The following is a 14204-nucleotide window of genomic DNA, read 5'->3' as shown; positions in this document are numbered from 1 at the left end:
AGATGAACAGTCAAGCAAGCAATGTGCGTAACCGCACCTGGCCTCACGCCCTGCTCGAAAGTGCAGTGCTGAGCAGCGCGCTGCTGATGGCCAGCACCGCAGCGCTGGCCAACACTGCGCCGGTCGCACCTGTCCCGGCAAACGTCAAGGAACTGCAACAGGCCAAGAACTACACCATCAGCAGCGCGCCCATCGAGCCGCTGGCGATGGACAAGCCTGTGTTGCCAGACATCAGTGGCTACACCGCTGAAGCGGCCCTGAAAAAGATCGACCGCAGCAAGCCAGGCAAAGTAACCGTGGCGCGCATGATGGAAGAAACGGGCCTCAAGGAGTTCATCGGCGGCGATAACAAGATGGCCGAATGGGTTGCCCGCCAGCGCGGCATCCCGCAAGCCATCATGATTTCCGACGGCTATGTGACCCTGCAGGACCTGGCCAAGAAAGTGCCCAAACAGTTTCTGAACGAAGTATCGCCAGGCGTGTACATCGCTCGCCTGCCGATCCTCGTCAAGGAAACCGGCATCTTCGAGATCGACAAGAGAACCAAGGAACTGCGCCTGTCTCAGGAAAAGGGTTCGTTCCTGGTCAGCGAAGGCAAGTTGCTGATCACTCACACCAAGGTCGACGCCTGGAGTGAAGAGCGTAACGGCCTTGCGCTGTATCGCAAGCCTGACGAATTCCGGCCGTTCATACTGACCTGGGGTGGCTCCGAAACCTGGATCGCCAACACCAGGATGTCGAGCATGGGTTACGACCAGAGCAAGTCCTACGGCATCAGTATTTCCCAGTACACGCCCAACACCGCGAAGATCCTCAAGCGTCCCGAGCCGACCGGCTGGATCGTCGATTCGGAATTCGCGGACATGTGGTACGGCTTCTACTGCTACGAAACCCGCGACTTTGTCGTCAAGGGCAACACCTACAAAGACAACATCGTCTACGGCATTGACCCGCATGACCGCTCGCACAATCTGATCATTGCCGAGAACGACGTATACGGGACCAAGAAAAAGCACGGGATCATCATTTCCCGGGAAGTGGACAACAGCTTCATCTTCCGCAACAAGAGCCACAACAACAAACTGTCGGGCGTGGTACTGGACCGTAATAGCGTCAACAACATCGTTGCCTATAACGAGATCTACCAGAACCACACCGACGGCATCACCTTGTACGAAAGCGGCAACAACCTGCTGTGGGGCAACCGTGTCATTGCCAACCGCCGCCACGGTATCCGCGTTCGTAACAGCGTGAACATCAAGCTCTATGAAAACGTCGCCATGGGCAACGGCCTGATGGGCGTCTACGGGCACATCAAGGACCTGACCAATACCGACCGCGATATCGCCCTGGACCCCTTCGACGCCGAGGTGTCGCTGATCCTGGTGGGCGGCGAGCTGGTCAGTAACGGCTCCGGCCCGCTGTCCATCGACTCGCCACTGAGCGTGGAGCTTTATCGCGTATCGATGCTCGCACCGACCAAACCGGTAGGCATCAGCCTCAACGGAATCCTGGGTGAGCGTCAGGACGAAATCCTCGACCTGCTGGTACGCCAGAAGAAAGCCGTATTGATCGACCCCGTCGAAAGCCAGACCGAACTGCGGGAATGAGGAAAGGTATTTTTATGCACGCACAACTGATCAAACTACTGAGCCTCTCCAGCCTGACCGCAGCCCTCATGGCCGCCGCTGGCGCGGCTCGCGCAGATGACTCGCAAGCGCCGACCTTCACCGCCGAACCTTGCTGCAACCTGTGCCCTGCTGCCCATGACGCGAAGAACTACACCACGCGCTATCAGCAGAACTTCACCACCCTGGTTCAGGCCGAGGGCGACTGGCTGTTCCGTACCCAGGAAGACTTGCGCACCGAGTTCGACACAACGCCCGCCGGCTATCGCCGCCTGCAGGAACTGCACGATGCCTTCAAGAGCAAGGGTGTGGAGTTGGTGATGGTCTATCAGCCGACCCGCGGCCTGGTGGATCGCAACAAACTGTTCCCTGCCGAACGTGAAAAGTACGACTACGACAAGGCCCTGAAAAACTATCAGGCCATGCTCGGTCGCTTCAGCAAGATGGGCTACTGGGTGCCGGATCTGTCGCCGTTGACCAACGAGCAACAGGCCCATGATTTCTACTTCCGTGGCGACCAGCACTGGACACCGTACGGCGCACAACGCACCGCGAAAATCGTTGCCGAAACCGTGAAAAAAGTACCGGGCTACGCCGACATTCCCAAGCGTGAATTCGAGAGCCACAAGTCCGGACGCATGGGCAAGACCGGAACCCTGCACAACATGGCAGGTCAATTGTGCGGCACCAGCTACGCGATTCAGTACATGGATCAGTTCACCACCGAGCCCAAGGGTGAAGCAGGTGACGGCGATCTGTTCGGCGATTCCGGAAACCCGGAAATCACTCTGGTCGGTACCAGTCACAGCGGCAAGAACTACAACTTCGGTGGCTTCCTGCAGGAATACATCGGTGCCGATGTGCTGAACGTGGCATTCCCTGGTGGCGGTCTGGAAGGCGCGATGCTGCAGTACCTGGGCAGCGAAGACTTCCAGCAGCGTCCACCGAAGATCCTGATCTGGGAATTCTCGCCACTGTATCGCCTGGACCAGGAAACCATCTACCGCCAGATGATGGCGCTGCTGGATAACGGTTGCGAAGGCAAGCCTGCGGTCATGAGCGCCAGCACCACTCTCAAGCCGGGCAACAACGAAGTGTTGGTCAACGGCAAGAATGGCATCAAGGACATCCGCAACAGCCAGAACCAGATCGATATCCGGTTCGATGACACCTCGGTGAAAACCCTTCAGGCCAGGCTCTGGTACATGAACGGTCGTCACGAGGACCTGAAAATCGAGAAGCCGGACACCGCCGATACCGACGGACGTTTCGCCTTTGAACTGCGCGAAGACGAAGACTGGGCAAACCAACAATTGCTCGCTCTTGAAATACAGGGCCCGGAAGCAGGGACAGCACCACTGAAAGTCGAAGCAAAAGTATGCAAGCGCAATGTGTTCCCAAGCACGGCGCAACACACCGCTCAAGCCGGACTATGAGGTGACTTATGCAGACTCCGAAACTGATACGCCCTACCCTGCTCTCGATGGCAATCCTGTCATCGATGGCATGGGCATCGGGTGCATCTGCCACAACGACGCTGGTTCCCCCGCAGGGGTATTCAGCCCCTATCGAAAAAATGAAAACCGGCAGCCACGACTTCACGTGTGATGCCGTGCCAAAACCGTACACCGACAAACTGGTGTTCCGCAGCAAGTACGAAGGCTCCGACAAGGCACGTGCAACGCTCAATGAAGAGTCCGAAGAAGCCTTTCGCGATGCCACCAAAGACATCACGACTCTTGAGCGCGGTATCAGCAAGGTCGTGATGCAGTACATGCGCGACGGTCGCCCGGAACAACTCGACTGTGCGTTGAACATGCTCACTACCTGGGCTCAGGCCGATGCGCTGGAGTCCCGTGAGTTCAACCACACCGGCAAGTCCATGCGCAAATGGGCACTGGGCAGCATGGCATCGTCCTACCTGCGCCTGAAGTTCTCCGAGTCGCAACCGCTGGCCAACCGTCAGCAGCAGACTCAGGTCATCGAAGCCTGGTTCAGCAAGCTGGCAGACCAGGTGATCAGTGACTGGAGCAACCTGCCTATGGAGAAGATCAACAACCACTCCTACTGGGCCGCATGGTCAGTGATGGCAACTGCTGTCGCCACCAACCGCCGTGACCTGTTCGACTGGGCGGTCAAGGAATACAAGGTCGCCGCCAATCAGGTCGACAGGGACGGCTTCCTGCCGAACGAAATGAAACGTCGTCAGCGCGCCCTGGCGTATCACAACTACGCCCTGCCGCCACTGGCCATGATCGCCAGCTTCGCCCAGGCCAACGGTCTCGACCTGCGCAATGAAAACAATGGCGCACTCAAACGTCTGGGTGACCGGGTACTCGCCGGAGTGAAAAACCCGAACGACTTCGCCTCGCGCGGTGGCGAGAAGCAGGACATGAGCGAGCTGAAGAAAGATCCGAAATTCGCCTGGCTCGAACCGTTCTGCTCGCTCTACACCTGCAGCCCGGATGTGATCGAACACAAGCACGAGATGCAACCGTTCAAGACGTTCCGTCTGGGCGGCGATCTGACCAAAGTCTACGACCCGTCCCATGAAAAAGGTGACAAAGGCGGTTCGTGACGAACGTGTAGGAGCGAATTCATTCGCGAAGATACAGAACTCTTCGCAGATGAATCCGCTTCCACAGGACAGGTAGCGTGAGTGTTTTACCCCCCGAATTTCATGGGGGGTTTGGGGGGGCTTTGAGCCCTTGAATGTTGGACAAACGGAGAGATAAGGATGGTTTTCTCATCCAACGTGTTCCTGTTTCTGTTCTTGCCGATCTTCTTCGGCTTGTACTACATAAGCGGGCAACGCTATCGCAACCTGCTCTTGCTGATAGCCAGTTACATCTTCTACGCCTGGTGGCGTGTGGACTTCCTGGCGTTGTTCATCGCCGTCACAGTCTGGAACTACTGGATCGGTCTACAGATCGGGGCCAGCGGGGTCAGGACCAAACCGGCACAACGCTGGCTGTTGCTCGGCGTGGGCGTGGACCTGTGCATCCTTGGCTACTTCAAGTACGCCAACTTCGGTGTGGACAGCATCAACGCGGCCATGACCTCGATGGGCCTGGAGCCATTCATCCTGACCCACGTGCTGTTGCCGATCGGTATCTCGTTCTATGTCTTCGAGTCCATCAGCTACATCATCGACGTCTATCGCGGCGACACACCGGCCACGCGCAACCTGATCGACTTCGCTGCATTCGTCGCGATCTTCCCGCACTTGATCGCCGGCCCCGTGCTGCGTTTCCGTGACCTGGCCGACCAGTTCAACAACCGTACCCACACGCTGGACAAGTTCTCCGAAGGCTGCACGCGCTTCATGCAGGGCTTCATCAAGAAAGTGTTCATCGCAGACACCCTGGCCGTGGTCGCAGACCATTGCTTCGCCCTGGAAAACCCGACCACGGGTGATGCCTGGCTGGGTGCGCTGGCCTACACCGCGCAGTTGTACTTCGACTTCTCCGGTTACAGTGACATGGCCATCGGCCTGGGCCTGATGATGGGTTTCCGCTTCATGGAAAACTTCAAACAGCCTTACATCAGCCAGTCGATCACCGAGTTCTGGCGTCGCTGGCACATCAGCCTCTCCACCTGGCTGCGTGACTACCTGTACATCACGCTGGGCGGCAACCGTGGCGGCAAGTTCGCGACCTATCGCAACCTGTTCCTGACCATGCTGCTGGGCGGTCTGTGGCACGGTGCGAACATCACCTACGTCATCTGGGGTGCATGGCACGGTATGTGGCTGGCGATCGAAAAAGCGGTGGGCATCAACACCAAGCCTTACAGCTTCAACCCGATCCGCTGGGCGCTGACCTTCCTGCTGGTGGTTATCGGCTGGGTCATCTTCCGCGCTGAAAACCTGCACGTTGCAGGCCGCATGTACAGCGCCATGTTCAGCTTCGGCGACTGGAACCTGTCGGAACTCAACCGTGCAAGCCTGACCGGTCTGCAAGTGGCGACGCTGATCCTGGCCTACGCAACCCTGGCGTACTTCGGTCTGCGCGACTTCTACCAGGGCCGCTCGGAAAGCGACAAGCCCAAGGCCGACGGCCCGGCAACCGCAGAGCCCGGCACCATCAAGGCCGTACCTGGCGACGCACCCGGCAGCATCAACCTGCCTGGCTACACCGTCGGTACCAACGCCCAGGTGCAACCGGCCTACTGGACTGCCGACTGGTCTCGCTACGCCATGCGTGCGCTGATCCTGCTGCTGTTCATCGCTTCGATTCTCAAACTTTCGGCGCAGAGCTTCTCGCCGTTCCTTTATTTCCAGTTCTGAGGAGCCTGACATGACCCGTTCATTACGAATCCTCTACGTCACCCTGTTCATGACCCTGCTGGTGGTTCTGGGGGCCTGGTCGCTGCGCAGTTTCAGCAACTTCTCGACCTCGGCCGAAACCACAGTGCTCGACGGCAAATGGACCAAGGCGGCGGAAACTCATTACGACGATGAGTTCCCGATCAAACGCCTGGGTACAAACCTTTGGGCCGCCCTGGACTTCAAGCTGTTCAATGAAGGCCGTCCGGGTGTCGTGGTCGGCAAGGACCAGTGGCTCTACACCGACGAAGAGTTCGATGCCATTCCCAACGGCGAGAAGAACGAAGCGGACAACCTGGCATTGATTCAGGGCGTGCGCGACGAGCTGAAAAAGCAAGGCACGGAACTGGTGCTGGCAATTGTTCCAGCCAAGACCCGCCTGTATCCAGAGCACATTGGCGATAACAAGCCAGCCACGCTGCACACCGATCTGTACCAACAGTTCCATGCTCAGGTCGCGCAAGCCGGCATCTTCGCCCCTGACCTGCTGGCGCCGTTGCAGGCCGCCAAGCAGCAAGGCCAGGTGTTCCTGCGCACCGACACGCACTGGACCCCGATGGGTGCAGAAGTGGCGGCGCAGCAACTGGGTGTCGCGATTTCCGGGAAGACAACGTTGAACGGCGAACCCGAGCAATTCGTCACCCAGGCCAAGGAAGTCACGCCCTACAAAGGCGACCTGACCAACTTCCTGCCACTGGATCCGCTGTTCAGCAATTTGCTTCCAAAGCCGGATGATTTGCAACAACGCAGCACAAATCCGGTCGAAGGAACTGCCGCCGATGATGATGCCCTGTTTGCAGACACCGAAATTCCGGTCGGCCTGGTTGGCACCAGTTACAGCGCCAACCCCAACTGGAACTTCGTCGGCGCCCTGAAGCATGCACTGCGCAGCGACGTCGTCAACTACGCAGAAGACGGTCACGGGCCGATTCTGCCGATGCTCAAGTATCTGCAAACCGATGCGTTCAAGACCACACCACCACAAGTGGTCATCTGGGAATTCCCGGAGCGCTATCTGCCTGCTCACAACGACCTTGGCGAGTTCGATCCACAGTGGATCGCCGAGTTGAAGAAGTCACGTGATAGCCAAGAGAACCTGGCCCTTAACACCAAACAATCCGAGTCGCCCAACCAGGCGCAAAACTGAGAGGACTGAATTATGACCTTACAGCACACTCCAAATCGTTCGGCCAAGAAAAGCCTGTTCAAAACCTGCGCACTGGCCGCAACCCTCGGCCTGATGTCCCTGCAAGCCCTTGCCGGTGACTCTGCCCTCTACGGCCCGACCGCACCGAAAGGCTCGACCTTCGTGCGTGTCTACAACGCCAGCAACGCAGAAATCAGCGCCAGCGTTGGCAACACCAACCTCAACGAAGTCGCGCCACTGGGCAGCACTGCGTTCAGCTTCATGCCGCAAGGCGACTACACCGCCAAGCTCGGCAGCCAGACCGTACCGGTGAAACTGGCCAGCGACCGTTATTACACCCTGGTCAACAACGCCAGCGGCAAGCCGCAACTGGTTGAAGAAGCACCGTTCAAGAACAAGCAGAAGTCCCTGGTTCGCGTCCAGAACCTCAGCGACAAATCGCTGACCCTGAAAACCGCCGACGGCAAGACCGAAGTGGTCAAGACCGTAGGAGCCAAAGGCACCGGCGAGCGTGAAATCAACCCGGTGAAAGTCAGCCTGGCGCTGTACGACGGCGACAAGAAAGTCACTGACGTGAAGCCTGTTGCCCTGGAACGTGGTGAAGCCGCCGTGCTGTACATCACCGGCAGCGGCAGCAACCTGTCGCCAGTCTGGGTCAAGCCACCGGTAGCGACTCGCTAAAAATCAAGTTGGCGGGTTCATGGCCTCTGTCAGCCACGGACCCGCTAGCGCAGTACAAGAAAAAGACAGAAACGACAGAAAACCACGAACAGCCCTTATTGAATGCTATTGGAGAAACAAAATGATTCCAGTGATCTTGTCAGGCGGTAGCGGTTCACGACTCTGGCCGCTTTCGCGTAAACAATTCCCTAAACAATTCCTGGCACTGACAGGCGAACACACCCTGTTCCAGCAAACCCTGGAGCGTCTGGTGTTCGAGGGTATGCAAGAGCCCATCGTGGTCTGCAACAAGGAGCATCGTTTCATCGTAAACGAGCAGTTGGCAGCACTGGACCTCAACACCCAGGCCATCTTGATGGAGCCGTTCGGGCGTAACACCGCACCCGCCGTTGCCCTGACTGCGATGATGCTGGTCAATGAAGGCAACGACGAGCTGATGCTGGTCCTGCCGGCCGATCACGTGATCGAAGATCAGAAAGCCCTGCAACGCGCACTGGCCCTGGCCACCGTCGCAGCAGAGCGTGGCGAAATGGTCCTGTTCGGCGTACCGGCCAACAAACCGGAAACCGGCTACGGTTACATCAAATCCACCGCCGATGCGCTGCTGCCGGAAGGCGTGAGCCGCGTGTCGCACTTCGTTGAGAAGCCTGACGAAAAACGCGCTGCCGAGTTCGTCGAGGCAGGCGGTTACTACTGGAACAGCGGCATGTTCCTGTTCCGCGCCAGCCGCTTCCTGGAAGAGCTGAAAAAACACGATCCGGATATCTACGACACCTGCCTGCTGACCCTTGAGCGCAGCCAGCACGACGGCGGCGCCGTAGACATCGATGCCGCGACCTTCGCCTGCTGCCCGGACAACTCCATCGACTACGCCGTCATGGAAAAAACCCAGCGCGCCTGCGTCGTGCCACTGTCGGCAGGCTGGAGCGATGTCGGCTGCTGGTCGTCACTGTGGGAAGTGCAGGAAAAAGACAACCATGGCAACGTCACCAAAGGCGACGTCGTCATTCAGGACAGCCGCAACTGCATGATCCACGGCAACGGCAAACTGGTATCGGTGATCGGCCTGGACAACATCGTGGTCGTCGAAACCAAGGACGCCATGATGATCGCCCACAAGGACAAGGTCCAAGGCGTCAAGCAGATGGTCAACACCCTCAACGAACAGGGCCGCAGCGAAACCCAGAACCATCTGGAAGTCTATCGTCCGTGGGGCTCCTACGACTCGGTGGACATGGGCGGCCGCTTCCAGGTCAAGCGCATCTCGGTCAAACCGGGCGCCAGCCTCTCGCTGCAAATGCACCACCACCGCGCCGAACACTGGATCGTGGTATCCGGCACGGCTCAGGTAACCTGCGACGAGAACGTGTTCCTGCTGACTGAAAACCAGTCCACCTACATCCCGATCGCGTCGGTCCATCGCCTGAAAAACCCGGGCAAGATCCCGTTGGAAATCATCGAAGTCCAATCCGGCAGCTATCTGGGTGAAGACGATATCGAACGCTACGAAGATGTGTATGGCCGTTCCGGTGCGCTGGAAGCGGGCGTGAAAACGCAGACGATTGCACGATAAAAGATAGCGGCAAGCTTCAAGCTGGAAGCTTCAAGTAACTTGAGGCTTGTAGCTTGCAACTTGTCGCTGACAGAGCAACAGGCCCTCGGCAACACCCTGCGTATCCCCATCCGCAGGGTGTTACTGGGGGTTTTTTATTGGTTCAATCCGATGCCAGTCATGCCACTCTCTGACGTTTAGCCTCTTGACGCATCTCACTTCGCACTCGCTTGGCCATCAGCCTTGCCGGCAGTCTTGAAGACATGACAAGTCCAGCATAAGTGTCGGCATTCATTCGTAATAACGAAGCCCGGATTTTGGGATCACCAAATGCTTCTGTTCGACGCGCCCTTATGTCCGCATTATCATCGAGAGCCAGCATGGCATCTCGATAATCGGACGGAGCAAACTCATGTGCCTCCGGTCCATTCAGCACGATGTACTTCAGGGTCTTTCTGATTTCTTTTGACCACTGTTTAACCACTACCGGGCTGACTTTGTCTGGAAGAATAAACTCCTCATTGTAAAAAGCATCCAAGGCACCACTAACAGCGTGAGACGCTTCATGAATCAATGTATGGGCAACGTTCAGCACGTTATGTGATTCAAGATGTGTTCTGGATATTCGCATCCTGAGAAACTTACTGAACACTTTATTAGTCATAAGCGTTGTGGCCAATATGTCAGTATCGGTGTCGAAAAGCTCAAGGGATTTGGCTATTTTCGGTTTAAGAATGGATGACAAGAATTTTTTCTGTTCGATTAGCTCTTTTCGTACTCCAGCAACAGTAAGCTTCTTTAATTCCGGAGGCAGATCCCGCCCGTAGGTTGCAGCAAAGGCTTTTGAAACACCATGCTCAGGGCGACTTTTGCCCAGCTCAGCGATGGTGCGTCGCAATAGCTTGGCAGACACATCAAGAGCATCTTTCAGCTTGGCTTGCTGCAGGGGGGTAAAATTGGAAAACCCCTTCGCAACAATGACATCGCGGGGATCAGCGCCTTCACTATCGGTATACCGCAGAGGTGAATTGCGAACGAAGCGGAACAGATTCAACCCATCCACCACTCCCGCCGGATCCGGATTGATCCAACGCTGCAACCACGGCGCGTAATACCGCAGGCCGTAGTAATACAACCCGGTTGCGTCTCGCTCCTTGCCTGAATAACGCACCGTCTTGTAGTTGGCTTCAATAGAATCGCGGTCAGCCCACCATGAAGTCCCACCAAATGGGTAATAACTTTCCTGGCTGATGATCTGAGCATCCTTGTCCAGCTCCAGGGTGCTTGACCCCAGATGATCGGTCAGGCTGTAGCGGTATTGATCATTGGTCAGTTCGGCAGGTTTTCCGGCCTGCCAGTGCAGAACACGCACGCCGTTGCGCCCGGCCTGTGCCGTGATGACCTGCAAGGTTTCGCCGGTGGCGGTATCGGTGCGGATTTCCAGACCCGGCAGGTAGCGCACTTCTGCGATATGGGTGACGGCCTTGGCCTGGGTCGTGCGCACTTTGCGTAGGCGTTGGCCGCTGGCGTCGTAGATATAGCGCTCGCTGTCGTCGACGCCGGACTCGCGCACAACCGGCTTTACCTCCTGCAACTGGTTACGAAGGTCCCAGCTCAGGGTTTGCCCCGCTTGCAATGCCAGCAGGTTGCCGTTGTCATCAAAAGCTGCGGCGATGTCTTCTTCGCTGGGCGGTTGGTTATTGATCACTGGCAGGCTGCGATTGCTATGCAAAGCGGTCACCAGAGTCCGGGAATGATTTTGCGACCCGACATGAGTTAATTGCTGCAGGTTGCCGCCCGCATCGTAGCCATAGGTCTGCGTGTAATTGGCCAGTTGTGCGGGGTCCGCTGGGCTCTGAAAATCTGCAAAGACGGGGCCGTGATTGACCGTCGCCAGCTCTCGACCCGTGGCTTCTGTCAGTTGATACAGCGTGTCGTATTGATACGTTGAAACCGGCTCGATGCGCTGATTGGCGAAGTACCGGATCGGCTGAGCACGGTCTTCGATATGAATCACGTTGCCGACCGGGTCGTAGTTGTAAGTCAGCTCCTGCAAGACCTGCCCATTACTGCGCCTGGAACTGAGTTGCACCAGACGACCGTCTTCATCCTGGTACTGCGCCGTGCTGATCACCCCATTGCCAGCAACTTCAGATTCGGCCCGCTCCTGAGCGTCGTAGTGAATATCGCTGACGATAACCTGCGACGGCTTGCCCTGGAGTTGTAAGTGGCTCTCTTTCAACTGACCAGCAACAGAATGCGCCAACGCATGAGCATTCCCCTGCGCATCGGTTTGCCGAATGACCTCGCCAAGCGGGTTATATGACCAGCCCGTAGTCGCGCCGCTACCGGGCTCCAGCAAGGCGTCGCGCTCTGACAGTGATTCGGGCCAGTCGGGACCGGTGAAGTCCTTGAGAAAATGCTGCGTCCGCTCAATGACTGCACCATTCAAACCGAACTCGCTATTCAGCCACGTGCCCGCCGGATCGTCATGGCGAATCAATTGACCGCACAGATTCTGATCAGCCGAATCCGGCCCCCCATAGGAAAACCGCTGCACGCACAGAGAACCTTCAGACACGGCAATCGGCCGAAGCAACAAATCGTGAACAATACGACTCACGGTTCCTCGCCCATCCCAACTTTCAACCGCCTGGCCTGCGTCCCCCGGCAGCACCAAGCGCCAGCCTGCATCGACGCTGTCACAGGCCAGCATCCGACCGCTCAAAGAGTAAGTCATCGCGAGATTGGCAGGCGCCTGGTCGGCCCATAACCTCGGGTCCCACTGAAGAGCGGCACGCCCCGCAGCATTGAAAGAGTTTCGATGGACACGAACCTGAGGCTCCTCGGCTGCATCCCTACGACAAAAAGCCACCGCGGCCAGAGGAAGGCCGCGAGGGTCCATCCTCTGTAGTTCTGGCGTATGCCGGTATAATGCGGCAGATCGACTATTCATGTTTTGTCCTTGGGGGCTCTAAGCTGCAGCTTTTATTTATAAGCCTCAAGTAGCTTGTAGCCAGAAAGTGCGTCAGCCCCCCTGGCAACACCCTGCGTATCCCCATCCGCAGGGTGTTGTTGGTTTTTTTTGACTCACCGCCACAACACCTCTTTATGCGGAGGATGGTCACTGCTTCTACTCCGGACCTGAACGAAGCGGTCTTTGGATAAGCCGTGAAACTTCGCACTTTCTTCAGGCGTTATTTGCGCCATGGTATAAACACCCCAGAAATCCGCGACAGTGGTCAACCATGCTCTGAATGATGGAGCGCCAGGCCCCTTGGGTTTGTACTCTTCTCGTAAGCGAATATTTTTAGCAATGGCATTCTTAATTGTATTTTTCAAAGCGTTGGTCGCGGTATCGGGCTTCATAGATACAGACACCGCGTCTTTGTCGTAATAAAAATCATCACTGGTCTGCAACTCAAGATGCGATATCTCATGTATGAGAGATCCGATTTTTGACACGGGATCTTGCACCCGAAAGTTTCCTGTAAAAAATATACGTTTGTGTGGATCATCCTTGCCCACATGCGCTAAGCGCCGCTCATTCTCGACGTCTTTCACAAAAACAAACTGCTCACGCAAGTCCCCACCTTTCTGATAGCGAGACATAGCTTTGATGAGTTTTTCGTAACTGGCAATCACATGCCCTATATAGCCTTTTGAAGCACTCAAGTCCTCAGGAGGTCGCATACCAATGAATTCGAAAAGGGAGGACGGATCATTTTTCTTCAAGCGATTCATTTCACGAGTCATCAGGAACACGCTTTTCTCGATAGCAAGATCAATATCCGCTACCAACCCCTTCTCGCCCGCTTTTTTCATCTCCTTCAAACCCCGGTATATAATCTTTCGACGTTGTTCTGTTCCTTTCTCAAATTCATCGTTAATACCTTTATACCCCCTGCCGTCACTATCAAAACCACTGCATGGGTTATTCCTGACAAAACAGAACAGATTCAAACCATCCACAGTTCCCGCCGGGTCCGGATTGATCCAACGCTGCAACCACGGCGCGTAATACCGCAGGCCGTAGTAATACAACCCGGTTGCGTCTCGCTCCTTGCCTGAATAACGCACCGTCTTGTAGTTGGCTTCAATAGCATTGCGGCCAGCCCACCATGAAGTCCCACCAAATGGGTAATAGCTTTCCTGACTGATGATCTGTTCTTGAGCATCCAGTTCAAGGGCGCTTGAACCCAGATGATCGGCCAGGCTGTAGCGATATTGATCGTTGGTTAATTCAGCCGGTTTTCCGGCCTGCCAGTGCAGTACCCGGACATTGTTGCGGCCGGCCTGAGCCGTGATCACCTGCAAGGTTTCGCCGGTCGCAGTATCGGTGCGGATTTCCAGACCCGGCAGGTAGCGCACTTCTGCGATATGGGCGACGGCCTTGGCCTGGGTCGTGCGCACTTTGCGTAGGCGTTGGCCACTGGCGTCGTAGATATAGCGCTCGCTGTCGTCGACGCCGGACTCGCGCGCAACCGGCCTTACCTCCTGCAACTGGTTACGAAGGTCCCAGATCAGGGTTTGCCCAGCCTGAAGTTGCAGCAAGTTGCCATTGGCATCGAAGGCGGCAGCAATGGTGTCTTCGTCGGGTGGCTGGTTGTTGATCACCGGTAGACTTCGGTTGCTGAGCCTGGCTGTAACCAGCGTTCTGGAATGACTTTGCGACCCGACATGAGTCAACTGCTTCAGATTGCCACCCGCATCGTAATCGTAGGTCTGCGTGTAATTGGCCAGTTGTGCGGGGTCCGCTGGGCTCTGAAAATCTGCAAAGACGGGGCCGTGATTGACCGTCGCCAGCTCTCGACCCGTGGCTTCTGTCAGTTGATACAGCGTGTCGTATTGATACGTTGAAACCGGCTC

Annotated in this window: 9 protein-coding genes; 7 read left to right on the top strand and 2 right to left on the bottom strand. The window is 56.6% G+C overall.

Going from position 1 to position 14204, the window contains the following annotated elements; genetic code table 11:
• The first annotated feature begins 2 nt into the window (after positions 1-2).
• The 7 genes from algG (at position 3) to Q6A51_RS18400 (ending at position 9356) form a co-directional block, all read left to right on the top strand.
• Positions 3-1610: a mannuronan 5-epimerase AlgG gene (gene algG, locus Q6A51_RS18430; RefSeq protein WP_201018081.1), complete on the top strand. Its 1608-nt coding sequence runs from the start codon at positions 3-5 to the stop codon at positions 1608-1610.
• A gap of 14 nt (positions 1611-1624) precedes the next feature.
• Positions 1625-3064, top strand: coding sequence for an alginate O-acetyltransferase AlgX-related protein (locus Q6A51_RS18425; RefSeq protein ID WP_201006078.1), 1440 nt, complete (start codon positions 1625-1627; stop codon positions 3062-3064).
• 8 nt (positions 3065-3072) lie between these two features.
• The gene (locus tag Q6A51_RS18420) at positions 3073-4206 is read left to right on the top strand and encodes a mannuronate-specific alginate lyase (RefSeq protein WP_201018082.1); all 1134 of its coding nucleotides are present in this window, start codon (positions 3073-3075) and stop codon (positions 4204-4206) included.
• Positions 4207-4365: 159 nt separating this feature from the next.
• The gene (locus Q6A51_RS18415) at positions 4366-5916 is read left to right on the top strand and encodes an MBOAT family O-acyltransferase (protein WP_201018083.1); all 1551 of its coding nucleotides are present in this window, start codon (positions 4366-4368) and stop codon (positions 5914-5916) included.
• Positions 5917-5926: 10 nt separating this feature from the next.
• A complete protein-coding gene (locus Q6A51_RS18410; RefSeq protein WP_304575430.1) occupies positions 5927-7102 on the top strand; it encodes an alginate O-acetyltransferase in 1176 nt (391 codons plus the stop codon).
• Between the two features lie 12 nt (positions 7103-7114).
• Positions 7115-7783 carry an alginate O-acetyltransferase AlgF gene (locus Q6A51_RS18405; RefSeq protein WP_201018085.1) on the top strand — a complete coding sequence of 223 codons (669 nt, stop codon included), beginning with the start codon at positions 7115-7117 and terminating at the stop codon, positions 7781-7783.
• Between the two features lie 121 nt (positions 7784-7904).
• Positions 7905-9356, top strand: coding sequence for a mannose-1-phosphate guanylyltransferase/mannose-6-phosphate isomerase (locus Q6A51_RS18400; protein ID WP_200995183.1), 1452 nt, complete (start codon positions 7905-7907; stop codon positions 9354-9356).
• A 157-nt stretch (positions 9357-9513) separates the two neighbouring features.
• On the opposite strand, the gene Q6A51_RS18395 is transcribed toward Q6A51_RS18400, so the two are convergent.
• Positions 9514-12291 carry an RHS repeat domain-containing protein gene (locus Q6A51_RS18395; protein ID WP_304575429.1) on the bottom strand — a complete coding sequence of 926 codons (2778 nt, stop codon included), beginning with the start codon at positions 12289-12291 and terminating at the stop codon, positions 9514-9516.
• Positions 12292-12425: 134 nt separating this feature from the next.
• Positions 12426-14204: RHS repeat-associated core domain-containing protein (locus Q6A51_RS18390; protein ID WP_304575428.1), on the bottom strand; the 1779-nt coding region annotated here is incomplete at its 5' end.

This window comes from Pseudomonas serbiensis, assembly GCF_030580745.1.
In the GTDB taxonomy this organism is placed as follows: domain Bacteria; phylum Pseudomonadota; class Gammaproteobacteria; order Pseudomonadales; family Pseudomonadaceae; genus Aquipseudomonas; species Aquipseudomonas serbiensis.
Note: the sequence above shows the minus strand (reverse complement) of the source record. Positions and strands in the feature narration are given on the sequence as shown.